Raw genomic sequence first — 24128 nt, forward strand, 5'->3', positions numbered from 1 at the left:
TTGCCCGGATCGCGCCGGACGATGCTTCGCATCGCCGGGGCGATGCGACCGTCCTCGCTTGCGGGCGAGGTGAAGAATAGCCCCGCGAAACCCGCTTCCCCAAATTAGTTATATCCTATAATGATTGGCGGAAGCGTTGACCGGCCGGTCCACAATGGCCGGGGAGGAGTTCGCCAAATGACATTCATCTATCCCACGGACAGCAACAAGGCGCATCCGCTGCCGCTGTCGCCCGAGTACAAGAGCTCGATCAAGCGCGCGCCGAACAAGCCCTTGATCCCGATGCGCCACACCCTGTCGGAACTGACCGGTCCGGTCTATGGCCACGAGACCGTGCGCGAGGGCGACAACGATCTCACCCATCAGCACAGTGGCGAGCCGCTCGGCGAACGCATCATCGTGCACGGCCACGTCCGCGACGAGGACGGCCGCGGCGTGCCGAACTCGCTGGTCGAGATCTGGCAGGCCAATTCCTGCGGTCGCTATGTCCATGTCCGTGACCAGCACCCGGCGCCGCTCGATCCAAATTTCACGGGCGCCGGCCGCACCGTGAGCGATGCCTCCGGTTATTACCGCTTCGTCACCATCAAGCCGGGCGCCTACCCCTGGGGCAATCATCACAATGCGTGGCGGCCTGCGCACATCCACCTCTCGGTCTTCGGCCATTCCTTCGTCACGCGCCTCGTGACGCAGATGTATTTCCCGAACGATCCGCTGTTCCCGTTCGACCCGATCTTCAATTCGGTGCCGGACGAGAAGGCGCGGGCGCGGATGGTCTCCTCGTTCGATCTCGAGAACACAAAGCCGGAATGGGCGCTCTGCTACCGCTTTGACATCGTGCTGCGCGGCCAGAACGCCACGCCTATGGAGAACCATTAAGTGCAGGATTCTGTGAAGCCCAACGGTATCACCCCATCGCAAACCGTCGGCCCGTTCTTCAAGTACGGCCTGACGCCAAACGGCGAATACGCCTGGAACGACGCGTTCACCAACTCGACACTGACGCCCGACGTCACGGGCGACCGCATCCGCATCGAGGGCCGGGTGTTCGACGGCGACGGCATCGTCGTACCGGATTGCATGCTGGAGATCTGGCAGGCGGACGCACAGGGCCGCTTCGCCGACCCGCAGGACAAGCGTGCGCTGCCGAATGCGAGCTTCCGCGGCTTTGCCCGCTGCGGCACCGACAAGGACGGCAATTATTCCTTCGACACCATCAAGCCGGGCGCGGTGCCCGATCCCGAGGGCAAGTCGCAGGCGCCGCACATCCTCCTTGCGGTGTTCGGGCGCGGCATGCTCAGGCATCTCTATACCCGCATCTATTTCAGCGACGAGGCCGGCAACGCCGCCGACCCCGTGCTGGCGCTGGTGCCCACTGAGCGCCGCGCCACGCTGGTCGCGACGCGCGAGGCCGGCAAAGCGGTCTACCGCCTCGACCTGCGGCTCCAGGGCGACGACGAGACGGTGTTCTTCGACGTTTAACTCCCGCCTCGTCCCGGATCCGCGCGTGCCTGAGGCGCGCTGGTCCGGGACGACGGCCGGTGCGGAGTATCGGCAGCCCCCACTGACCGTTTTCCCGTAGTTTCCCGGAGTTCGCGCGGTGCAATTTCCGCGCGTAGCAATCCCGTGTTTACCGCAGTCGTTTAGGATCCATTTGGATTTCGACGTGCGGCATTGGATTGTTCCATGAAAATTCGTCTTTCGCTTTCTTCTGCGATCATTGCATTCGGCATTTTCCTGGCCCTCGGTTTCACGGCCGTGGTCTCCACCAGTCTCTATACGCTACGCGAGCTCAAGGTCGGCGGCCCGCTCTATTCCGACATCAAGCTCGGCAACGACCTCATCGCCGACATCCTGCCGCCGCCGGAATACGTCATCGAAGCCTATCTCGAGGCCACCCTCGCCATGCGCGAGCCGGACCAGCTCGCGGCCCATGGCGAGCGCCTGGTTCAGCTCCGCAAGGATTACGACGAGCGCAAGGCATTCTGGGTCTCCTCCAGCCTCTCGGCAGATCTGAAGACCGCGCTGGTGTCGAAATCCGATGCCGAGGTGCAGAAATTCTGGAAGGCGTCCGACCAGCTCCTGCCGGCCCTCAAGGCCAAGGACGCGGCCGCCTCCGAGCACGCCTATGCACAGCTCAAGGATGCCTACACCGCGCATCGCACCGTCATCGACAGCATCGTCGAGAACGCCAACAAGCAGAATACCGCCATGGAGAAGCTGGCCGCGGACCGCGACAGTTCGATGCTCTACATCCTCCTCGGCGTCTCCGCCGCTGTCCTCGCCTTCATCGCCGCGGGCCTGCTCGGCGTTGCACTCGGCGTGGTGCGCCCGATCGTACGCATGACTGATACGATGCAGAAGCTCGCGACCGGCGATCTCGCCGCCGACATTCCTTTCGCGCACCGCCGGGACGAGGTCGGCTCGATGGCGGGTGCACTCCTGGTGTTCAAGCAGGCGGCGGTCGAGAATTCCCGCCTGCGCGAGGAGCAGTTGCGGCAGGAACAGGAGGCCGCACTCGCCAAACGCGGCGCCCTGCAGCAGATGGCGGCGACCGTCGAGCGCGAGACCGGCCGGTCGGTCGACACCGCGAGCGCGGCGACGCATGGCGTGGAGCGGGCCGCCACCAGCCTGTCCGAGATCGCAAGTTCGCTCTCCGCGCAGTCGCAGGCGGTCGCCGCGGCCTCCACCCAGGCGCTCGGCAGCTCGCAGACCGTCTCGGCTGCGGCCGAAGAGCTGAGCGCCTCGATCCGAGAGATCGCGAGCCAGGTCGCGCGGACCAGCACGGTTACCAAATCTGCGGTCGCCGGCCGCGAGCAGGCGCGCTCGACCATTCAGGCGCTGGCCGGGTCGGTGAAGAAGATCGCCGAGGTCTCCGATCTGATCGGCGGCATTGCCGGCCAGACCAACCTGCTCGCGCTCAACGCCACGATCGAGGCGGCGCGCGCCGGCGAGGCCGGCCGCGGCTTCGCGGTGGTCGCCGCCGAAGTGAAATCCTTGTCCGATCAGACCGCCAAGTCCACCGAGGAGATCGGGCGGCTGATTGCCGAGATCCAGACCTCGACGCAGGCCGCGGTCGATGCCGTCGAGACCATGGGAGGCCACATCGTCGAGATCGACGGCGTCGCGACCTCGGTTGCCGCCGCGATGGAAGAACAGGATGCCGCGACGCGGAAGATCACGCGGTCGATCTCCGAATCGGCGTCCGCGGCACAGGAGGTCTCGGCCAAGATCGGCAATGTCAGCCGCGACGCCGCCTCGGTGAACGAGCGCGCCGCAGAGGTCAGGCAGGCGATCGCCGGCATGGCGGCCAATCTCGAACAGCTGCGGTCGGTGGTGGTGCGAACCGTGCGCGACTCGACTGCCGCGGCTTGACGCCCGGCATCAACTCGGCCGCTGGTGTGTGGGGTTATGATCGTGCAGTATGGCGCGGGACAGGGGCATCGTGGTTATGACATCCCCACAATTGCCGGCGGTCATTGAGCCCGCCCGACTGACGGCCGCGCTACGCAGAGGCGGCGTGCTGGACGCTGGCGCGGTCCGCGAGGTGAAGGTGCTGCATCAGCGTGACACCGTCGTGTCACACATTGCCCGCCTTGGACTGCGCTATGTCGGCGAATCGGCCGGCGCGCCGCAATCGCTGATCCTCAAGACGCCACATGCCGACTTTGCCAAGACGCTTGCCGATGGCGGCCGGCACGAGGTGGCCTTCTATACGAAGCTCGCACCGAACATGCCGTGGGGGTTGGTGCCGCGCTGCTTCGACGGACGCTTCGACGAGCCGGGCGGGACCTGGCATCTCCTGCTCGAGGACCTCACCGATAGCCATGAGATCGCAACCCAATGGCCACTGCCGCCGTCGCGCGAGCAAATAGTCGCGATGGTCACCACGCTCGCGCGTTGGCATGCGGCCTGGTGGGACCATCCCGATCTCGGCGACACGATCGGCACCTGGGCGAGCCCCGAAGACAGCGCGCAGCACATGGAGACCTTTGCCGGCCATTACGACCGGTTCGCCGATCTGCTCGGCGATCGCCTCAGCGAAGAACGCCGGCTCCTCTATCGTCGCCTGATCGACCAGTCGGCCCGGCTATCCGAGCGCTACCATTCGCGCCGTAACCTCAGCATCACCCATGGCGATGCCCATACCTGGAATTTTTTCCTTCCGCGCGCTGGCGTTGCCGACACCGTGCGCATCTTCGATTTCGACCTGTGGGGCGTCAATGTCCCGACCAACGACCTTGCTTACATGATGGCACTTCATTGGTTTCCGGAGCGCCGGCAGGCGCTCGAGCGCCCCCTGCTCAATCTCTACCACGAGACATTGCTCGCAAGCGGCGTCACCGGATACACGCGCGGCGCGCTCGATCGTGACTACCGCTTGTCGGTGCTCTGGCACATCACCAAGCCGGTCTGGCAATGGGCCATCAACATCCCGCCGGTGATCTGGTGGCACCATCTGGAGCGGATCATGATGGCGGTCGAGGATCTGGGGTGCGAGGAGTTGTTGGGGTAGGCGGTGCGCCGCTCCCTCGTGAGGCGCGATGACGGCTCAACCTTCTCGGTGTCGTCCCGGCGAAGGCCGGGACCCATACTCCCAGGGAGAGGTTGTAGCGTGAGCTGCCAACTCCGAGTCTTCGCCAAACTCAATCTGGTGGTTATGGGTCCCGGCCTTCGCCGGGACGACGACGTACCTACTCCATCACCGCGTGCTCCGGCCCCGCGGCCTGCTTGCGCAGTGTGGCCTTGGTCGAGCCGATCAGCAAAGCGAGCGGGATGGTGCAGAGGATGAAGACCATTACCAGCTGGTAATCGTGCGCGAAGGCGATGATCTGCGCCTGCACGCTGACCATTCTGTCGGCCATGGCGCGGCCGGCGTCGGTGGAGAGATTGATCATGCCGCTGACGCTGGGCATCTGGAGCGCGTGGTTGAACGGGTTGATGTGCTCGGAGAGGATCGCGTAGGTCCGCCGCGTTCCCTGCGTCAGCTCGGCGATGACGACGGAAATGCCGACCGAGCTCGCGACGTTGCGCATCAGGGTCAGCATCGCGGTGCCGTCGGTGCGCAAATCGTTCGACAGCGTCAGGAACGCCACGGTCGAGAGCGGCACGAAGACGAGGCCGAAGCCGAAGCCCTGGATGACGCTGACGGTGACGATCTCAGGCACCTGGGTCAGGTCGGTCCAGCCGGTCATCTGGAACAGCGAGCCTGCAGTCAGCGCCAGCCCTGTGATGATCAGCGTGCGCGCCTCGAAATAACGCATCATGCGGCCGACCAGCATCATGGCGAAAAAGGTGCCCAAGCCGCGGCTCGCCAGCAGCAGGCCGGCGGTGATGATGGGATAGCCGATCACGTTCTGCATGTAGGGCGAGGCCAGCGCCATGGTCGAGAACAGCACGAGTCCCATCACGATCATGAACACGCAGCCGGTGACGAAGTTGCGATCCCGAAACAGCGCGAAGCGGATGAACGGCGTTGAGGTCGTGAAGGAATGCGCGAGGAAGAAGTAGAAGGCGATGGCGGAGACGATGAACTCCGCCAGGATCTCGTTGGATTCCAGCCAGCCCAGCTGCTCGCCGCGGTCGAGCGCGAGCTGAAGCGCGCCGATCGCGATCGCCAGCGCGGCGAAGCCGAACCAGTCGAATTTGAGGCTGAAATCCTTCCGGGTCTCGTCCATGAAGACGATCAGCCCGAGCACGGTGATGGCGCCGAACGGCAGGTTGACGAAGAACACCCAGTGCCAGGAATAGGTCTCGGTCAGCCAAGCGCCCAGCGACGGGCCCATGATCGGGCCCATCATCACGCCCATGCCCCAGATCGACATCGCCTTGGCGCGCTCCTGGAGCGTGTAATAGTCGAGCATCACCGATTGCGACAGCGGCACCAGGGCGGCGCCGAACACGCCTTGCAGCAGGCGGAACAGCACCATCTGGTTGATGTCCTGCGCGAGGCCGCACAGCACCGACGCCATGGTGAAGCCGGCCGAGCAGATGATGAAGATGCGCTTGCGGCCGAAGCGGTTGGCGATCCAGCCCACCGGCGCCGTCATGATCGCGGCGGCGACGATGTAGGAGGTCAGCACCCAGTTGATCTGGTCCTGCGAGGCCGAGAGCGTGCCTTGCATATAGGGCAAAGCGACATTGGCGATGGTGGTGTCCAACGCCTGCATGATGGTCGCGGTCATGGCGCAGATCGTCACCATGTTCCGGCGCAGGCCGGGGACCATCAGGTTGGCGTGGGGACCGGACATCGGATCAGTCCTTGTCGTGGTCTTGGCCCGCGGTCGCCGACAGGCCAAACAGGCCGGCGAGTGAGCGCCGGTGGCCGGTGTCAATGGTGGCGTAGACGCTCATGCCGGCCTTCAGCTTCCGCACGTATTTGTCGGTCTCGTCGAAATAGATCCTGACAGGCACGCGCTGCACCACCTTGACGAAATTGCCGGTGGCGTTCTGCGGCGGCAGGATCGCGAATTGCGCGCCGGTGCCGGGCGAGAGCGAGCCGATCTTGCCCTTGAAGACGTGGTTCGGGAACGCGTCGACCTCGAGCGTGACCGGCTGTCCTTCGGTGACGTAGGTGAGGTCGCTCTCCTTCGGGTTGGCGTCGACCCAGGGATGAGCGACGTCGATGATGGAGAACACAGGCGCGCCGGCGGCAACGTAGCGGCCGAGCTGAATCTGCTCGACCTGCGTCGCCACGCCGTCCATCGGCGCGCGCAGCACGGTGTGGTCGAGGTTGCGCTGGGCGTCGTCCAGCTTGGCTTTTGCCTGCGCGTAAGGCGGGAACTGCTCCAGCGGCAACGCGGGATCGCCGAGCAATTGCGTCTTGGCATTGGAGAGCTGCTGCTTGATGAATTGTGCCTGCGCGCCCGCGGTGACCAACGCATTCGCCGCGTTGTCGAGATCGAGCTGGGAGCCGTAATTGTTCTTCACCAGCGCCTGCTTGCGCTCGACGTCGCGCTGCTTGAGGTCGACGCCCTGCTGGGCGAGGTTGAGCATGTCGCCATAGATCTTGATGTTGGCAACGAGGTTGTCGTAGGTCGTGCGGGCCTGTGCGAGCTGCGCCTTGGCTTCATCCACCGCGTGACGGAAGGGAACGGGGTCGATCTCGAACAGCTCGTCGCCTTGCTTGACGACTTGACCTTCTTTCACGACCACTTTCTGGATCTTGCCTGAGATGTCGGGCGTCACCAGCACCTTCTGCGCGCCGACATAGGCGTCGTCGGTGCCGACATAGCGGCCGCCATGCAGATAAAAGGTGATGCCGCCGATGGCGATGATGACAGGCAGGACGACCAGGAGCAGGAAGCGGCGATAGCGGCGCAGGCCCGCCACCAAGCGGCGGCGCGGATCGCTGCCGGCTTTCTTGGTCGGCTTGCCGCTGTCGCTCTTCTGCTCGGGCTGGAACTTGAGAACCTGATCAGCCATAGCGCTGCTCCCTACGCGCTTGTTCCGCGCCGCTGGTCTGGGTCGCGTTCCGCACGTTTTCCTTGATTGTTTCGAGTTGGGTGAGGAGGCGGTGCGCATCGGCCGGGGCGATGCCGTCGAGCGCGTTGGCGGTGATTTCGGACCGGAGCCCGCTCATCCGGCCGAGCAGCTGCCGGCCCGCCTTCTTCAGGTACAGGCGCTTGACCCGGCGGTCCGAGGCGTCGCTGCGGCGTTCGATCCAGTCATTGTCGCAGAGCTTGTCGATCAGGCGTGTCAGCGTGATCGGCTGCACCTCCAGGAGCTCGGCGAGCTCCGACTGCTTCATGCCCTCGCTGCGCTCCACCTTGGCCAGCACCGCCCATTGCGCGCGGGTGATGCCGAAGCGCGACGCCTCCTTGTCGGCATAGACGCGCAGCAGGCGATAGAGCTCGGCGAGCGTGAACAGGAAGTTCTGGTCGACAGACCCGCGGGTCATGAGCTTTATCTCCAATAAGCCTGCAATATAATAAGCAAGCTTATGATTATTCCAGGGCGGATTGATGCGACTCTGTCCCGCAGCGAGAGCATGGCTGACAGCCGCAGTGGCGGTCGCGCTTTGGGTTCCCTCGCCGAAATGCTAGAAGATGGGCCGCATGACCCTCGCAAAGCCGGCATTCCCCGCGCCTGACCACGATCACGGCCGCTGCACTGCGGATGCGCTGGCGCATGCCGAACAGGTCTGCGAGCAGCGCGCACAGAAATTCACGCCGATACGCCGTCAGGTGCTCGGGGCGCTGCTCTCCAGCCACCGCCCGCTCGGCGCCTATGAGGTGATCGACGAGCTCGCCAAGTCGATGGCGCGACCGGCGCCGATCACGATCTATCGTGCCCTCGATTTCTTGATGGCCAACGGCCTCGTGCATCGCATCGAGAGCCGCAACGCCTATCTCGCCTGCGCCGCCCATGACCACGACGCGACCTCGGCCGTCGCGTTCCTGATCTGCGAGCGCTGCGGCCTGGTCGGCGAGATCCCGTCGGCCTCCTTCGCCAAGGACCTTAATGCCGCCGCGCGCAGCTCAGGCTTCGCCCCCAAATTGTCCGTGGTGGAGATCACGGGCGTCTGCACCCATTGTCAGAAAGCTGCCTAAGAGGATGCAATCGGCTCGAGCCAAAGTGCCGGTATTTACCTCTCCCAGAGGGAGAGGTCGCGCCCAACGGGTCGCGCCGAAGGCGCGCCCGATGACAGGCTCCGGCGCGGGTGAGGGGCTTCGCTCTCTCATGGGAGACCTGCGCCCCCTCACCCGATTTGCTGCGCAAATCGACCTCTCCCCGCTGGGGAGAGGTGAAGAGCCCACCGTCCGATCGCTCAAGCAATAACGGCATAAAGCCGAATTTTTCGGGAAGACATGTCCTCACCACAAGCCATACCGTCCGCTGGCCGTCCCCTCAGTGCCGGCGCCATCGCCTTGATGCTGATGCTGTGCCTGACCTGGGGGTTCAACCAGATCGCGGTGAAGCTGGTGCTGCCGGACATCCCGCCGATGCTCCAGGCCACGATCCGCTCGATGGGCGCGCTGCCGGTGCTGTTCATCATCGGCACCCTGCGTGGCGTCAATTTCTTCGAACGTGACGGTACCTGGAAGCCCGGCCTCATCGCCGGACTGATGTTCGGCATCGAGTTCGTTCTGATCTTCCAGGGCCTGCGCTTCACGCCGGCGTCGCGCGCGGTCGTGTTCCTCTACACCGCCCCGTTCTTCGTCGCGCTCGGCTCCTACCAGGTGCTCGGCGAGCGGCTCGGCGGTACGCAATGGCTGGGGCTCGCCGTGAGCTTTGCCGGCGTCGCGCTTGCCATCGGCGTGCCGCAGCCGGATGTCGATGCCAAGGTGTTGCTCGGCGACCTCATGATCGTCGGCGGCGCGGCGTTGTGGGCGGCGACCACGCTGGTCGCCAAGGGCACGCGGCTGCGCTTCGCCGCGCCCGAGAAGGCGCTGGGCTACCAGGTCGCGACCTCGATCCCGATCCTGGGGCTGGCAGCCTGGCTGTTCGGCGAATCCATCACGCACACGCCGGCGCCACTATCGCTCGCCCTCATGGCCTTCCAGGCGATCTGGGTGGTGGGAACCACGTTCACGCTTTGGTTCGCGCTGGTGAAGGCTTATTCGGCCAGCAAATTGTCGGCTTTTACCTTCATCACCCCTTTGTTTGGCGTGGTCGGTAGCTATTTCATCATGCACGACACCTTAAGCCTGACATTCGGGGCCGCCGCGGTCCTTGTAATTGCTGGGCTTTTTCTGGTTAACCGTCCGAGCCAAACGGCTGCGGCGCCGGGTGATGCATTGCTGAACGTCACCAAAACCTGATATTTGGACCCCATGAACAAGCTCGAAAACACCATCGATTCCGATCTCGCAGGCCCCGCGCCCCGGCACCGGACCACCCAGGTCAAGGTCGGCGACGTCTCAGTGGGCGGCGGTGCGCCGATCGTCGTGCAGTCGATGACCAACACCGACACCGCCGACGTCGACGGCACCATGGCCCAGGTCGCAGCGCTCGCGCGCGCCGGCTCCGAAATGGTTCGCATCACCGTGGACCGCGAGGAAGCCGCTGCCGCCGTTCCACACATCCGCGACGGCCTCGCCAAGCGCGGCATCACCACGCCCTTGATCGGCGACTTCCACTATATCGGCCACAAGCTGCTCGCGGCCTATCCGGCCTGCGCCGAGGCGCTCGCCAAATACCGCATCAATCCCGGCAATGTCGGCTTCAAGGACAAGCGCGACACCCAGTTCGCCGACATCATCGAGATCGCGAACAAGAACAACAAGCCGGTGCGCATCGGTGCCAATTGGGGCTCGCTCGACCAGGAACTGCTCACCAAGCTGATGGACGAGAACGCGGCCTCGGCCAATCCACGCGACGTGCGCGCGGTGACGCGCGAGGCCATGGTGCAGTCGGCGCTCTTGTCGGCCGCGCGCGCCGAAGAGCTCGGCATGCCGAAGAATCGTATCATCCTCTCGGCCAAGGTCTCGGCGGTGCAGGATCTGATCGCGGTCTACCAGGATCTCGCCAGCCGTTCCGACTACGCTATCCATCTCGGTCTGACCGAGGCCGGCATGGGCTCGAAGGGCATCGTGGCGTCCTCGGCCGCGCTCGGCATCCTGCTGCAGCAGGGGATCGGCGACACCATCCGCATCTCGCTGACGCCGGAGCCTGGCGGCGACCGCACCCGTGAGGTGCAGGTCGGCCAGGAGCTGCTCCAGACCATGGGCTTCCGCACCTTCGTGCCGCTGGTCGCGGCGTGTCCCGGCTGCGGCCGCACCACCTCGACCACGTTCCAGGAGCTGGCCCGCTCGATCCAGGATTTCATCCGCGACGAGATGCCGAACTGGAAGACGAAATATCCCGGCGTGGAAGAGCTCAACGTCGCGGTGATGGGCTGCATCGTCAACGGCCCCGGCGAATCCAAGCACGCCAATATCGGCATCTCGCTTCCCGGCACCGGCGAAGCGCCGGCCGCCCCGGTGTTCGTCGACGGCAAGAAGTTCCGCACCTTGCGCGGCCCCACGATCTCCGCCGACTTCAAGGCGCTCGTGATCGACTACATCGAGCAGCGCTACGGCCAGGGCGCCAAGGTGCCGGTGACCGCGGCGGAGTAGTTTTCTCTACTCTCGCCCCACACACCTCCGTCGTCCCGGACAAGCGCGCCTCAAGCGCGCGCAGATCCGGGACCCATAACCACAGAGTCTGTGGTTATGGCAGGTCGTCACTCCGAGTCTTCGCCAAACCTAACCCTGTGGTTATGGGTCCCGGATCTGCGCTTACGCTGTCCGGGACGACGGCCATGTTTGCGGTGCAGATTGCACATCCATCACCGCGCGCTACCATGCTCTCAATCAAAATGATCGGGAGACACGCCATGAGCTCACTCGCCGGCAAGCAAGGTCCGCGCTATCGCCACACCGCCGATGACGGCGCCCCTTATGAGACCATCGCGGTCGAAAAGCTCACGCCCATCATCGGCGCGGAAATCTCCGGCGTCGACATCGGCAGGCTCGTCGAGGGCGATAGCCGCTCCAACCGGCAGATGGACGAAATCCACCGCGCGCTCGCCGAAAACCTCGTGATCTTCTTCCGCGATCAGCACATCACGCCACAACAGCATCTCGCCTTCGGCCGCAAGTTCGGCGAGCTGCATTTTCATCCGGCCGCACCGCATGAAGACGAAGACCCGGCGCTGATGAAGATCTATGCCGACAAGGACTCGCCGCGCGCCAATGGCGAGGGCTGGCATTCGGATGTGTCCTGCGATCTCGAGCCGCCGATGGGCTCGATCCTCTACATCAAGCAATGTCCGCCGCGCGGTGGCGACACGCTGTTCGCCAACATGTATGCGGCCTATGACGCTCTCTCGGATCGCATGAAGGCCTATCTCGACGGGCTCACGGCGCTGCATGACGGCGAGCCGATCTATCGCGGCCTCTACGCCAATTACGGCGTCGCCGACCGTCCCTCCTATCCGCATGCCGAGCACCCGGTGGTGCGCACGCATCCGGTCACGGGCAGGAAGGCGCTCTACGTCAACCGCGGCTTCACCCGCCACATCAACGGCATCCCGCGCGACGAGAGCGACGCGATGCTCGCTTATCTCTACCAGCACGCCGAGAACCCGCTGTTCCAATGCCGCTTCCGCTGGACCGAGAATGCCATCGCCTTCTGGGACAACCGCTGCACCCAGCACCGCGCGATGTGGGACTACTGGCCGCATACGCGCTCGGGCACGCGGGTGACGGTGAAGGGGGAGCGGCCGGTGTGAGGAGGTCGTGGCGCTCCATCGCCGCTATCGCCATTTCGCTGATCCCGTTCTTGCTCTTGTCGGTTGACGATAGCCAGGCGGCCCGGACGCGGAAGGCTGCAAAGACGCAAATGAGGGCGGCTGCGCCGGCCAAATGCGAGATGCCGAAATTCCGGATCGTCGTGGATGTCGGACACACCCCGGACTCCTACGGCGCGTTGAGCGCGCGCAATGATCCGGAGTTCGGCTTCAACTTCCGTCTCGCAAGTCTCATCGCGGCAAGACTCAAGTCAGAAGGCTTTGCCGCAACTCGCCTGCTCGTCACGGATGGCAAGGCGAGGGCGAGCCTGTTCAAGCGAGTCAGTGTCGCGAATGACGGCCGGGCCGATCTGTTCCTCTCGGTCCATCACGATTCGGTGCCGGACAAGCTGCTCGAGAGCTGGGAATTCGACGGCGCCACCAGCTATTTCAGCGACCGCTTTTCGGGACATTCGCTGTTCGTGTCGCACCAGAATCCGCACTTCGCCACCAGCCTGTTGTTGGCCCGGATGATCGGCAGGCAGTTGAAGGAGCAGGGCCTGCACTATGCGAGGCAATATACCCTTCCGGTGATGGGCCGCTACCGGCACCAGCTGCTCGACAAGGACGTCGGCGTCTACCGCTACGACGGGCTCGTCGTGCTCTCGCGGACGAGAAGCGCCGCGGTGCTGCTCGAGGCCGGCTCGATCATCAATCGCGACGAGGAGATGGAAATGAATTCGTCGGAACGGCAGGAAGCAGTTGCGGAGGCCGTTGCGGCCGCCATGAGAGAGTTTTGCGAGCGGCGGTAGATTGCTTCGCTGCGCTCGCAATGACGGCGTGATGCGGCCGGCGGATCTCACTCTTGTCGTCCTGGCTCAGCACTCGCTACGCTCGCTTGTCCAGGACGACAAGGAGACATTGTAGCAGGACGCTACAGCGGCGCGCCCCGATACTCCCTGTTTGCCAAACTCGCCTCCTCCAGATCGAGATCCCGCTCGATCCGCCGCCGCGTCTCGTCGGTGATCTGACCGTCGCGCAAGAGGTCGTGGATGAATTTGCGCTCGGCGACGATCAGTTCCCGGGTCAGCGCGATGCCGGCGGCGGAGACGTCGTGGTGGGTGGGATCGAGCGAATCGGGAAGCTGGTTGATGCGGATCTCGTGGCGGGCCCGAAGGAGCCGCATCACTTCGTCCGATACTTCCTTCTCCGCGGTCAGCGCGTCAAGCGACTTCAGCGCGGCGTCGAGCGCCTGGCGGCGTGCTGCGATCTCGGCCTCGTGCTCGCTGACATGCTCGTTGCGGCCGGCCTCGGCAATGCCGAGCCAGCGCACCACTGGCGGCAGCGTCAGGCCGACGCCGATCAGCGTGATGAGGATGACGCCGAAGGCGACGAACAGAATCAGGTCACGGTACGGAAATGCTTCGCCGTTCGGAAGCGTGAACGGCAGCGCCAGAGCCGCCGCCAGCGACACCGCGCCGCGCACGCCGGTGAAGGCGAGCGTGAACGCCCATTGCCAGGGCGGCGACGGATCGCGCTCGCGCAGCGATTTGCTGAGCATCCGCGGCAGATAGGTCGCGGGATAGAGCCAGGCGAAGCGCGCGATCACGACGATCACCAGAACCACGGCGGTCGCGATCAGGATGTCGTCGAGCGGAAAGGCCTTCGACTTCTCGTAAAGCGCGCGCATCTGGAAGCCGGTGAGCAGGAATAAGAGGCCCTCGATCAAATAGATCACGAGGTCCCAGAAGAAGATGCCCTGCAGGCGCGTCGCGGAAGAAATCAGCAGCGGGCCGTTCCAGCTCACATAAAGCCCGCAAGCGACCGTTGCGATCACTCCGGAGCCGCCGACATGCTCGGGCAGCCAGTAGGAGACGTAAGGCGTGATCAGCGACAGCGTGAGCTCGACCTGCGGATCACCCGACCATTTGCGGAAACGCAGGGAAAGCCACCCGACGCCGATGCCAAAGGCGATCTCGCCGGCGATGATGAGGAGGAATTCGCCGGCCGCCAATGGCAGCGAGAAATGCCCGACCATGATCGCGGCGAGCGCAAAGCGGTAGAGGATCAGCGCGGTGGCGTCGTTGGCGAGCCCTTCGCCCTCGAGCACGACCAGGATCCGGCGCGGCATGTGCAGCCGGCGCGCGATCGCGAGCGGCGCCACCACGTCGGGCGGCGCGACGATGGCCCCCAGCAGGAAGCCGATGGTCCACGGCAGGCCGATCATGTAATGCGTGGCGGCCGCTACCATGGCTGCAGTGAAGATCACCGCGCCGACTGCGAGCAGCACGATCGGGCGCAAATTCTTCTTGAACTCGCGCCAGCTCATGGCGACGCTTGCCGAGTAGATCAGCGGTGGCAGCACCAGCAGCAGCACCAGCTCGGGCGGCAGTTCCACCGATGGCATGCCCGGCACGAAGGCGAGACCGACGCCGGCCAGCATCAGCAGGATGGCGGGCGCGATGTTGAAGCGGCGTGCGGCCAGCGCCACGCCTGCCAGCACGGCCAGCAGGATGAGAAAGGTCTGAAACTTCGCTTCCATGACGGTCTGTCTTGACCCGGAAGCGGCTGCTGCGTCAATGCGCGCGGCTTACGCCAATCGCTCCGCCACCATCCGCCCGATCCGCGCGAACGCCGCCGCGATCTGTGCGGCGCTCGGCGTGCCGCCCTGGGTATAGGCCGCGATCAGGATCGGAGCATCCGGCCGCGGCCACACCACCGCGATATCGCCCGATGCGTCCTTGCCGTTGTTGCCGGTCTTGTCGCCGATCTTCCAGCCTGCCGGCAGGCCGCCGCGCAGCCGGTTTGCGCCGGTCTTGCAGTTCACCATCCATTCGGTGAGCTGCGCGCGCGAGGCCGGCGACAATGCGTCCCCCAGCACCAGGCGGCGCAGGTTTCCGGCCATCGCCGCCGGTGTCGTGGTGTCCCGGGGATCGCCCGGCCGGGAGCGGTTGAGCTCGGGCTCGTTGTGGTCGAGCCGCGAGGTGGTATCGCCGATCGATCGCCAGAACGCGGTGAGCGCGGCCGGCCCGCCGATTCGCGCCAGCAGCAGATTGGCGCAGGTGTTGTCGCTAAGCTCGACGATCGCCTTGCACATCTCAGTGACCGACATTGCGCCGGCCGCGAGATTTTGCTTGGCGACCGGCGCGTACTCCAAGAGGTCGGCCTGGCCGTAAGGAATCATGGCCGCAAGCTGCTCCTCGCCGCGATCGACCCGCGCCAGCACACAGGCCGCGAGCGAGGCCTTGAATGTCGAGCACATGACGAACCGCTCGTCGGCGCGCCAGGCGAGTTTTGCGCCGGTCGCGAGGTTTTCTGCATAGACCCCGATTCGCCCGCCGCTCTCGCGTTCGTATGTTTCGAGCTCAGGCGGCCCATCCGCGGCCAGTGCGGGAGAAGCGGCCATCCCGCACAGCGAGGCGAGCAGGGAGCGACGGTCGAGCAGCATGGGGGACTTTCGGGCGAGTGTGGTAGGGAGATGTAGCCTATGCTTCATCCGCACCGTCATTGCGAGCGCAGCGAAGCAATTCAGAGTCTCTCCGCGGAGGGATTCTGGATTGCTTCGTCGCAAGGGCTCCTCGCAATGATGTGTGGCGGGAGTTGGCCCCGCACTGACGGAGAATGGAAGAGAGCGAGTCCAATTTCGGGCAGCGGAGGGTCGAGAGACTCCCTCACTCCCTCAGATCGTACCGGTACGACTTCGACACGATCTGCCAGCCGTCGGCGAGCTTCATCGCCACCAAATAGTCGGTGAAATAGCGCGGCGGCAATTGGCACCGGGCCTTGATGAAGGCGGTCTTGTCGTCCGAACGGTCGATGGTGACGATGAAATCCTCGCGCGGCTTGCCTTCGGCCTTGCCGGAGGGGCGCTTGCGCACGCGGTCGAGCCAGTCCGGCACGGTCAGTACCTGAAGCTCGCCCTTCTCGACCCAGCGCAGGTCGGCGGAGGGATGGAAGATGGCGCCGAGCTTTTCGGCGTCGCCCTCATAGAGACCGTCGAAATAGGATTGCACGACGGCTTCGACACTTGAACGATTTGGGCTCATGGGTCATCCCTTCGAATGATGGCTTGGAGCGAACTTAGTCGTGCGCATCAAAATGCGCTATGGGTGTCTGTCGCCAATTGCGCGAGGACGCTGAAATGACCGCATCAGAGAAATCGAACGCCCGTATCCTGATCGGCGAATGCTATTGCCGCGCCGTGCGCTTCGAGGTGGCGGATGCGTTCTCCTATGCGATGAACTGCCACTGCTCGAACTGTCGCCGCACCACCGGCGCCGCCTTCAAGCCGTTCGCGGGCATCGCCCAGGACCAGCTCCGCATCGTCAGGGGCGGCGACCAGCGGATCATGTTCGGCGACGACACCACCCATGACGCGCATTGTGCCCGATGCGGCTCGCTGCTCTATTCCCGGGTCCGTGGAGGAGAATGGGTCCATGTCGCCATGGGAACCCTGGTCGATACCCCCTCGATCCGGCCGAGCGCCCACATTTTCGTGGGCTCGAAGGCGCCCTGGCACGAAATCACGGACAATCTGCCGCAATATCGGGAGCACATCGGGGTTGTCTGAGGGAACCCGATCCTCCCGGCGAACCGCGATCCCGCTGGTGCGACAAACAAAAGTGGCCTTTCCGCTTGTCGTTGGTACCTTCGTGACCTCCATCACAAGCGCCCGCGGTGGATCTTGCTAAAGCGGTCCCAAAGGGCCCAAGCGGCCCCGAATTTCGGAAGTCGTGTCATGCGCAATTTGCTCAGACTTTGTCCGGTTCTCCTCGCCCTCGCGCTGCTGCTCGGCGCCCAACCTGCTTTCGCCGGCAAGCGCGTTGCGCTGGTGCTCGCCAATTCGGCCTATCAGCACGCGCCGTCGCTGGCCAATCCCGTCAATGACGGTTCGGTGATGGCGAAGACGCTGAAGGAGGCCGGCTTCGATGTCGTCGATTCCCGGCACGATTTGTCGGCGCTGGATACGCGGCGGGTACTCCGCGACTTTGCGGATGCGACCCGCGATGCCGACATCGCCGTGGTCTACTATGCCGGCCACGGCATCGAGGTCGAAGGCTCCAACTATCTGATCCCCGTCGATGCCAAGCTCGAGCGCGACACCGACGTCTACGACGAGGCGCTTTCGCTCGATCGCATCCTGGTCGCGGTCGAGCCCGCAAAGCAGCTCCGCCTGGTGATCCTGGATGCCTGCCGCGACAATCCGTTCGGCAAGAGGATGAAGCGCACGATTGCCTCGCGCGGCATCGGCCGCGGCCTCGCCCAGGTCGAGCCGACCAGCCCCAATACGCTGATCGCCTATTCGGCCAAGGCCGGTTTCACGGCGCAGGACGGTGACGGCGCCAACAGCCCGTTCACGGTCGCACTGTCGAAGCATCTGACGACGCCGGGCCTCGATGTCCGTCGCGCCTTCGGCTTCGTGCGCGACGACGTGCTCAAGTCGACCGGCAACAAGCAGGAGCCGTTCGTCTATGGCTCGCTCGGCGGCGAGGATGTTCCGCTGGTGCCGGTGAAGATGACGGCTGCGGCCCCCGCGCCTGCGGCGAACCCGCAGGCCGATATCCGCCGCGATTACGAACTCGCGCTCCAGGTCGGCAACAGGGCGGCGTGGGATGCCTTCCTCGCCCAGCATCCCGACGGCTTCTATGCGAGCCTTGCCAAGCTCCAGGTCGAGAAGATCGGCGCCGAGCAGGCCCATTCGGCGGCGATCGCGAAGGCGAAGCAGGCCGAGGCCGAGCGCGATCGTCTTGCCGCGCTCGGCGCCCAGAAGGATGCGCAGGCCAAGGCTGCGGCCGATGCCAAAGCCGCCGAACAGGCGCAGCTTGCTGCCCAGAAAACGAAGGAGCAAGCGCAGCAGCAGGCCGCCGCGGCTGAGCAGCAGCGCGTCAACCTCGCCGCTGCGGCACCGGGCGCAGCGCCGGCCAGCACGGCCGGTCCGGCCGGCACCAACGTCGCCGCGCTGACGCCTGCGACTACGCCGGCCGATCTCAGTCGCTCGGTGCAGACCGAGCTCGGCCGCGTCGGCTGCTTCTCCGGGCAGGCCGACGGCAATTGGAATGCGTCGTCGCAGCGGTCGCTGTCTCAGTTCAACCGTTATGCCGGCACCAAGCTCGACGTGAAGGTGGCGAGCACCGATGCGCTCGATGCGGTCAAGTCGAAACCATCGCGCGTCTGCCCGCTGGTCTGTGAGCACGGCTTCAAGGCCGACGGCGACAAATGCACGAAGATCGTTTGTCGTGAGGGCTATGCGGTCAATGACGACAATGAGTGCGAGAAGCAGCGTGCCGCCAAGCCCGCAACGGCCAAGCGTGTAACTGCCAAGCGCGACGACGGCGATGAGCGTCCCGCACGGCAGCGTCGTCAGTCCGCCGGCGCAGCAGGCGGTTATGGCGCCGCTGCTGCCGCTGGCGCCGGCCGCGCGACAGGCGGCGGGCAGGTCTACTGCAATAGCGGTGGCTGCCGTCCGGTCCATCGCGGCTGCCGTCTCGAATATCGCGGCGGCGGCGGCCCCGGCAACGACGCCAATGCCGAGGTCTGTTACTAGGGATCGCGGTGTCCCCACATGGTCGTCGTGGCGAAAGCCAGGACCCATTACCACCGGCCTTGGTTTTGCGAAGACTTGTGGTTGGCAACTCAGCGCAGCAACTTCTCCCTGGGGTAATGGGTCCTGGCTTTCGCCAGGACGACTCCCTGGAGTGAGTTCAGGTCGCAATTGCGCTTGCCGCGATGTTCACCGTCAGCGCCAGCAACGCCGTGTTGTAGATGAAGGACACGATGCCGTGCGCGGTCGCCGTGCGACGGATGGTCTTGTCGGTGATGCCGACGTCGGAGACCTGCGCGGTCATGCCGATCACGAACGAGAAATAGACGAAATCCCAATAATCGGCGTGGTCTTCCTTGTCGCCGCTCGGAAACTGAAGGCCTCCTGCCGTGCCGTGCCGATAATAATCATGCGCGTAATGCAGCGCGAAGGTCGTGTGCACGGCAGCCCATGACAGTGCGATCGTGGTGATCGCGATCGTCAGCTCCAGGACGCCGCGATGCGACGTGCCGAGCTCGGAGACGATCGCCGCGATGCTGGCGAAGGCGCCGGTCGCCGTCACCAGCAGGATCACGAAGCGGCCGTCGTCCTGCATCGCAGCGGCGCGACGGATGTGCTGGTGGTCGTTGCACAGCATCATCGCATAGACCAGCACGAGATAGACCGCGATCAGCGCGTCCCAGCCGAATAAGAGCCGGGTCACCAGCCGGTGCGTGCCCGGCAGCAGCAGGCAGACGAGGACGCCGACAGCGAGTGCGATGAACGTTCGCGGCCGCGCATAAAGCAGCCGCATCGGCCGCGACATCTGGCGGAAGCGGACGAGGACGGGATCTTCTTTTTGCATGCAGATCGTCCGGTAAGTTCTGAGCGGCATCGCTGGTGCGCTCCCTCCCCCGCTTGCGGGGGAGGGTTGGGGAGAGGGTGTCTCCATAAGCGGGACTTCCCGAGAGGAGAAAGCCCTCACCCGCGCCTTCGGCGCGACCTCTCCCGCAAGCGGGAGAGGTGAAAACCCAACGTCAGTTCTTCCGTTCGGCGACGAATCGCGCCGCGGCTTGCAGCACAGCGGCGCGATCGCCGAAGATCGAGACGGCGCTGTCGGCCCGCGCGAGCAGGTCGCGCACGCGCCGCTTGGCGCCTTCGATGCCGAGCTGGGTGACAAAGGTGGTCTTGCCGAGCGCGGCGTCCTGGCCCGAGGGCTTGCCGAGCGCAGCCGCATCGCCTTCGACGTCGAGCAGGTCGTCCGCGATCTGGAAGGCTTCGCCGAGCGCGCGGCCGTAATCGTCGAGCGCCTGGTATTCTTTCTGCGAGGCTTGGCCGAGGATTGCACCGGCGATGCAGCCATAGCGCAGCAGTGCGCCGGTCTTCATCTGCTGAATACGGGCGACATCGATCGGTTCGTTGCCGCCGAAGCGGCCTTCGCCGGCGAGATCGAGGATCTGGCCGCCGACCATGCCGCCGATACCGGCGCAGCGCGCCAGTGCGCGCGTCAACAGCAGCCGCACATTGGCGTCGCGGTGGATCTCGTCGCGGGTGACGATGTCGAAGGCGAGCGTCAAAAGACCGTCGCCGGCAAGGATCGCGGTGGCGTCATCGGTCTGCTTGTGCAGGGTGGGGCGGCCGCGGCGCAGGTCCGAATTGTCCATGGCCGGCAGATCGTCATGGATCAGCGAATAGCAGTGAATGCATTCGAGCGCGGCGCCCACGAGCAGCGCCGCTTCGCGCGGCACGCCGAACACGGTCGCGCTCTCGACCACCAGGAACGGCCGAAGACGCTTGCCGCCGTTCAGGCTCGAATAGCGCATTGCGTCCATCAGTCGCTTGGGCCGGGCGATCTCGTCGTGCAGGATGTCGTCCGACAGCAGGCGCCCGAGCAGGGCCTCGGTGTCATCAGCGGTCTTGTCCAGACGTTTGGCGAAATCGGACGGGGACGTGCCGGTCATCAAGAAGGGCTCCAGAACTAAAATTCGGCCGGACAATCCTTTATGCGCCCGCCTCAGTCAATCGTTTGGAAGGCCTAAAAAGTGCTGGAAAAGGCCCGAATTATCACAGACTTAATGGCCCAGCCCGTGGCCGCGTTTCATTTTGCGCCGGAAAGGTCGATTTGCGCATCGTCAAGATCCTGCTGGTCGTGCTCGCGGTCGTGGCTCTCGCGCCCTATGTGATCGCGCCGTTTTACCGGACCGGCCATCCGGTTTCGACGCTGATGGTCTGGCGTTCGCTTCGGGGTGCGCCGATGCAGCGGCAATGGATCGATCTGGCGGCGATGTCGCCCTATCTGCCTCGGTCGGTGGTGGCAGCCGAAGACGCCCATTTCTGCAAGCATCATGGCATCGACTGGGGTGCGCTGCGTGAGGCGATCGATGACGCCCAGGAGGACGGTACGCCGTTCCGGGGCGCCTCCACCATCACCCAGCAGGTCGCAAAAAACCTGTTCCTCTGGCAGGGGCGGGACTTCGTCCGCAAGGCGCTGGAATTCCCGCTGGCGCTGTGGATCGACCTCGTCCTGCCCAAACCGCGGATCCTGGAGATTTACCTCAACATCGCAGAGCTCGGTCCACAGGGGCAGTTTGGCGTCGAGGCGGCCAGCCTCTATGCCTTCGGCAAGTCGGCCGCCAACCTCTCCCCCCGGGAAGCCGCCCTTCTGGCCTCGACCCTGCCCAATCCGGTCAAACGCAGTGCCCGGACCCCGGGACCCGGCGTCAGGCGGCTGGCGGCGACCTATATGGCGCGGGGGCAGGCGAGCTCGCTTGCGACCTGCTGGCGCGAAAATCGCTGATTTCGGGCCCATTTCGGGCGTATTTTCCGGCCCAAGAGCCTAGCTTTACGGCCAGCCTTCCTCTATAAGCGCGGCCTTGATCGGCATTCAGCTCGCCTCGTATTGCGGGTGCTGAGCCGTCCCTTCGCGGACGATGCCCTGATGACACCAATCCCTAGAGGATATTGAAATGGCCGTTCCGAGAAGAAAAACCTCGCCGTCGCGCCGTGGCATGCGCCGCTCGGCAGACGCCATCAAGAAGCCGACCTATGTGGAAGACAAGGACTCCGGCGAGCTCCGTCGTCCGCACCATCTCGACCTCAAGACCGGCATGTACAAGGGCCGCCAGGTCCTGAAGAAGAAAGAGTCCTGAAGGCAGGACCTTTCTTCAGGCGGGAGGATTGGGCCCGCCTGATTTCGGCCAACCCATGAGATAGACGGTGACGGCGGCGGAGCAAATGCTTCGCCGCCGCATTGTCCTGTCCGGATATCTTGATCGAGAAGGCATTTTGCCGATGGTCGGTTTCCCGCTGCTTCTGATTCCGCTCGCGGTCTACAACATCATCGCCTTCCTGATGCCGACGGTGTCCTTTACGGACGTGCTGTTCAAGGTGCCGATGGTGTCCGGTGAGACCTGGCCGGTTACGCTCGCCGACCTCCTGCTCGCGCTCGGCGTGGTGCTGCTTCTGCTCGAGGTGGTCAAGGGCGCGCGGCCCGGCTCCAAATTTCTGATGGATCACCTGCTGTCGCTGATCGTGTTCGGCGCGGCCGCTGCCGAATTCGTGATGTGGCCCAAATTCGGCAACTCCACCTATTTCCTGCTGGTGCTGCTCGCGATGGCCGACTTCCTCGGCGGCATCGCCCAGCGCACGCGCCGTCGCGTCACCTATGTCGCCGAGACGACGGTGGCGGCGCCACGCAAGGCCAAGCGCCAGGAAGCGCCGGAGGAGGATGTGGCGTCCGAGCGTAAGTTCGAGCCGGTGATTGCGCCGCAGCCGGCACCGGCGGTGCCGCCCGCACCCTCAGCGCAATCTGTCGCCGAATCCGTGCTGATGGATCATCCGGCGCCCAAGCCGGGGCAGGGCGCGCCCTCGCCGGAAATCCCCTCGCCGCAGCTTCAGCCGGGCAACGGCACGCCGTCCTCTCCCGACGCGCCACCGCGCTGATTTCTCTGGATTCGCCTGCATCTCACCGCGGCGGTTGTGTGCTCCCTCGCCCCGTTCTTACGGGGAGAGGGTTGGGGTGAGGGGCCTCTCTCCACGGATGAGATAGCCGTGAGACCTGTACCCCCTCACCCGGATCGCGAGAGCGATCCGACCTCTTGTGTCTGTAAAATCTGCCAGGATGTGCGAACGGGCGGTTCTGACCAACCGCCCGTCGCTGGATCTGAGCCCGTCCGACCTCAAAGGCCTCGAGCCTGTCGGGGAGCGAGGGACAGATCCGGTGTCTTCCTCAACCCGAACAGTTGCAAGGGCTTGGAGCCCGAACCGAGCAAGGAAGGGAGTGGACGATGGCACAGAATGAGCTGATTGTCGTCGGTCTCGATGTGGCCAAGGACAAGGTGGATGCGTGCATTCGCTCGTTGTCGCTACGGCAGACGTTCCCAAGCACGCCAGAGGGACGGCGATCACTGATCCGCTGGCTTCGCAAGCACAAAGTCGGCAAGGCAGCCATGGAGGCTTCCGGCGGCTATGAGCGGGAGTGGGCCAAGGCGCTGCGCGAGGCTGGTATCGAAGCCCTGGTCGTGGACCCAAAGCGGGTGCGGAACTTCGCCAAATCGGCTGGACGACTCGCCAAGAACGATCCGATCGATGCGGCGATGATCGCCTGGTTCACCGAGACCTTCATCGAGGCAAGAGGCCAAACCTACGATGCGGCACGTGAGAAGCTGGCGCAGATCGTGACTGCGCGCCAGGCTCTGATCGACGCGCAGACCAGCTTGCAAAACAGGAGGGAGCATTCCACACCTGACGTCGTGCGGAAGATGCAGGATCGCCTGCGAAAGCAGATCGCCGCCGAAATTGCCAAGCTCGAAGCCGCGATCGCAGCATTGATCAAGGCCACGCCGCGATTTGCCGAGCTCGCCGAGATCATCGAGAGCGTGCCGGGTCTTGCCGGGAGCACGTCCGCCGGGCTCATCGGGTCGATGCCGGAACTCGGCCAGATGAGCAACAAAGTTGCTGCGGCGTTGCTGGGGGCTGCGCCCTACGATCACGACAGCGGCAAGCGTCGAGGCATCCGCCATATCCAGGGCGGGCGCCGCAAAGTCCGCAATCTCTTCTACATGGCGTGTATGGGAGCTGCGACACGGCACAACCCCGTGCTCAAGGCCTTCTACGATCGCCTGATCACCAAAGGCAAAGAGCCGAAGGTTGCGCTTACTGCCTGTATGCGCAAGCTGATCGTGATCCTCAACGTTATGATCGCGCGCGGTGAGAAATGGGACGCCAGTCGGTACGAAGTGAGCGACTCCGCTCGGCTTCCGCCGAGCGCATGCACGGCCTGAAGACCGGTGAGCGGACGGGGTCAAGGCCGTCAGCCGCCGGAGGCGGTGGCGCGCAAGCGCCAGCCTTGAGGCCGGCCGATCGCCGGGCTACTTCAACACAGTTGCTCCCCGC

General features: G+C 64.7%; 23 protein-coding genes. 15 read left to right on the plus strand and 8 right to left on the minus strand.

Annotation, left to right across the window (positions count from 1 at the left end; genetic code table 11):
• Positions 1 to 177 precede the first annotated feature (177 nt).
• From pcaH to BLV07_RS38310, 4 genes are all read left to right on the plus strand, one after another.
• Positions 178 to 879: a protocatechuate 3,4-dioxygenase subunit beta gene (gene pcaH, locus BLV07_RS38295; RefSeq protein ID WP_091896547.1), complete on the plus strand. Its 702-nt coding sequence runs from the start codon at positions 178 to 180 to the stop codon at positions 877 to 879.
• Positions 880 to 1482 (plus strand): protocatechuate 3,4-dioxygenase subunit alpha, encoded by a 603-nt coding sequence (gene pcaG / locus BLV07_RS38300; protein WP_091896550.1) that lies wholly within the window; start codon positions 880 to 882, stop codon positions 1480 to 1482.
• Positions 1483 to 1686: 204 nt separating this feature from the next.
• Positions 1687 to 3375: a methyl-accepting chemotaxis protein gene (locus BLV07_RS38305; protein WP_091896553.1), complete on the plus strand. Its 1689-nt coding sequence runs from the start codon at positions 1687 to 1689 to the stop codon at positions 3373 to 3375.
• A 49-nt stretch (positions 3376 to 3424) separates the two neighbouring features.
• A complete protein-coding gene (locus tag BLV07_RS38310; protein WP_091896556.1) occupies positions 3425 to 4516 on the plus strand; it encodes a phosphotransferase in 1092 nt (363 codons plus the stop codon).
• Positions 4517 to 4694: 178 nt separating this feature from the next.
• On the opposite strand, the gene BLV07_RS38315 is transcribed toward BLV07_RS38310, so the two are convergent.
• The 3 genes from BLV07_RS38315 to BLV07_RS38325 are packed head-to-tail and all read right to left on the minus strand — an operon-like array spanning position 4695 to position 7900.
• On the minus strand, positions 4695 to 6251 hold the full coding sequence (locus tag BLV07_RS38315) for an MDR family MFS transporter (protein ID WP_091896559.1): 1557 nt from the start codon (positions 6249 to 6251) through the stop codon (positions 4695 to 4697).
• Positions 6252 to 6255: 4 nt separating this feature from the next.
• On the minus strand, positions 6256 to 7425 hold the full coding sequence (locus tag BLV07_RS38320) for an HlyD family secretion protein (RefSeq protein ID WP_091896562.1): 1170 nt from the start codon (positions 7423 to 7425) through the stop codon (positions 6256 to 6258).
• Entirely contained in the window at positions 7418 to 7900 is a 483-nt protein-coding gene (locus tag BLV07_RS38325) for a MarR family winged helix-turn-helix transcriptional regulator (protein ID WP_091896610.1), read from the minus strand. The genes BLV07_RS38320 and BLV07_RS38325 overlap by 8 nt, the downstream gene beginning before the upstream one ends.
• Positions 7901 to 8057: 157 nt before the next feature.
• On the opposite strand from BLV07_RS38325, the gene BLV07_RS38330 reads away from it, so the two are divergent.
• The 5 genes from BLV07_RS38330 (at position 8058) to BLV07_RS38350 (ending at position 13026) form a co-directional block, all read left to right on the plus strand.
• The gene (locus BLV07_RS38330; protein ID WP_091896613.1) at positions 8058 to 8552 is read left to right on the plus strand and encodes a Fur family transcriptional regulator; all 495 of its coding nucleotides are present in this window, start codon (positions 8058 to 8060) and stop codon (positions 8550 to 8552) included.
• Between the two features lie 258 nt (positions 8553 to 8810).
• On the plus strand, positions 8811 to 9764 hold the full coding sequence (locus tag BLV07_RS38335; protein ID WP_091896565.1) for a DMT family transporter: 954 nt from the start codon (positions 8811 to 8813) through the stop codon (positions 9762 to 9764).
• A gap of 12 nt (positions 9765 to 9776) precedes the next feature.
• Positions 9777 to 11060 (plus strand): flavodoxin-dependent (E)-4-hydroxy-3-methylbut-2-enyl-diphosphate synthase, encoded by a 1284-nt coding sequence (ispG, locus tag BLV07_RS38340; protein WP_091896568.1) that lies wholly within the window; start codon positions 9777 to 9779, stop codon positions 11058 to 11060.
• 260 nt (positions 11061 to 11320) lie between these two features.
• Positions 11321 to 12217 carry a TauD/TfdA dioxygenase family protein gene (locus tag BLV07_RS38345; protein ID WP_176946041.1) on the plus strand — a complete coding sequence of 299 codons (897 nt, stop codon included), beginning with the start codon at positions 11321 to 11323 and terminating at the stop codon, positions 12215 to 12217.
• 110 nt (positions 12218 to 12327) lie between these two features.
• The gene (locus BLV07_RS38350) at positions 12328 to 13026 is read left to right on the plus strand and encodes an N-acetylmuramoyl-L-alanine amidase (protein ID WP_091896619.1); all 699 of its coding nucleotides are present in this window, start codon (positions 12328 to 12330) and stop codon (positions 13024 to 13026) included.
• A gap of 122 nt (positions 13027 to 13148) precedes the next feature.
• On the opposite strand, the gene BLV07_RS38355 is transcribed toward BLV07_RS38350, so the two are convergent.
• The 3 genes from BLV07_RS38355 to BLV07_RS38365 all read right to left on the minus strand — a co-directional run bounded on the left by BLV07_RS38355 (position 13149) and on the right by BLV07_RS38365 (position 16260).
• Positions 13149 to 14756, minus strand: coding sequence for a Na+/H+ antiporter (locus tag BLV07_RS38355; RefSeq protein ID WP_091896571.1), 1608 nt, complete (start codon positions 14754 to 14756; stop codon positions 13149 to 13151).
• Positions 14757 to 14804: 48 nt separating this feature from the next.
• Complete coding sequence (gene bla / locus BLV07_RS38360; protein ID WP_091896574.1) at positions 14805 to 15662, minus strand: class A beta-lactamase; 858 nt, start codon at positions 15660 to 15662, stop codon at positions 14805 to 14807.
• 223 nt (positions 15663 to 15885) lie between these two features.
• Complete coding sequence (locus BLV07_RS38365) at positions 15886 to 16260, minus strand: nuclear transport factor 2 family protein (protein ID WP_091896577.1); 375 nt, start codon at positions 16258 to 16260, stop codon at positions 15886 to 15888.
• A 95-nt stretch (positions 16261 to 16355) separates the two neighbouring features.
• On the opposite strand from BLV07_RS38365, the gene BLV07_RS38370 reads away from it, so the two are divergent.
• Both BLV07_RS38370 and BLV07_RS38375 read left to right on the plus strand, forming a co-directional pair.
• The gene (locus tag BLV07_RS38370; RefSeq protein ID WP_091896580.1) at positions 16356 to 16784 is read left to right on the plus strand and encodes a GFA family protein; all 429 of its coding nucleotides are present in this window, start codon (positions 16356 to 16358) and stop codon (positions 16782 to 16784) included.
• 168 nt (positions 16785 to 16952) lie between these two features.
• Positions 16953 to 18758 carry a caspase family protein gene (locus tag BLV07_RS38375; protein ID WP_091896583.1) on the plus strand — a complete coding sequence of 602 codons (1806 nt, stop codon included), beginning with the start codon at positions 16953 to 16955 and terminating at the stop codon, positions 18756 to 18758.
• Between the two features lie 157 nt (positions 18759 to 18915).
• Here BLV07_RS38375 and BLV07_RS38380 read toward each other — a convergent pair whose 3' ends face one another.
• Both BLV07_RS38380 and BLV07_RS38385 read right to left on the minus strand, forming a co-directional pair.
• Complete coding sequence (locus tag BLV07_RS38380; RefSeq protein ID WP_091896586.1) at positions 18916 to 19599, minus strand: DUF1345 domain-containing protein; 684 nt, start codon at positions 19597 to 19599, stop codon at positions 18916 to 18918.
• A 172-nt stretch (positions 19600 to 19771) separates the two neighbouring features.
• Positions 19772 to 20695: a polyprenyl synthetase family protein gene (locus tag BLV07_RS38385; protein ID WP_091896589.1), complete on the minus strand. Its 924-nt coding sequence runs from the start codon at positions 20693 to 20695 to the stop codon at positions 19772 to 19774.
• A 161-nt stretch (positions 20696 to 20856) separates the two neighbouring features.
• Between BLV07_RS38385 and mtgA the strand changes: the two genes are divergently transcribed.
• From mtgA to BLV07_RS38405, 4 genes are all read left to right on the plus strand, one after another.
• Positions 20857 to 21531, plus strand: coding sequence for a monofunctional biosynthetic peptidoglycan transglycosylase (mtgA, locus tag BLV07_RS38390; protein ID WP_091896592.1), 675 nt, complete (start codon positions 20857 to 20859; stop codon positions 21529 to 21531).
• Between the two features lie 169 nt (positions 21532 to 21700).
• On the plus strand, positions 21701 to 21883 hold the full coding sequence (gene rpmF, locus BLV07_RS38395; RefSeq protein ID WP_007598106.1) for a 50S ribosomal protein L32: 183 nt from the start codon (positions 21701 to 21703) through the stop codon (positions 21881 to 21883).
• Between the two features lie 142 nt (positions 21884 to 22025).
• Positions 22026 to 22676, plus strand: coding sequence for a hypothetical protein (locus tag BLV07_RS38400; protein ID WP_176946045.1), 651 nt, complete (start codon positions 22026 to 22028; stop codon positions 22674 to 22676).
• Positions 22677 to 23020: 344 nt separating this feature from the next.
• Positions 23021 to 24016: an IS110 family RNA-guided transposase gene (locus BLV07_RS38405; protein ID WP_091892429.1), complete on the plus strand. Its 996-nt coding sequence runs from the start codon at positions 23021 to 23023 to the stop codon at positions 24014 to 24016.
• The last annotated feature ends 112 nt before the right edge of the window (positions 24017 to 24128 follow it).

Source organism: Bradyrhizobium sp. Rc2d (genome assembly GCF_900099855.1).
In the GTDB taxonomy this organism is placed as follows: domain Bacteria; phylum Pseudomonadota; class Alphaproteobacteria; order Rhizobiales; family Xanthobacteraceae; genus Bradyrhizobium.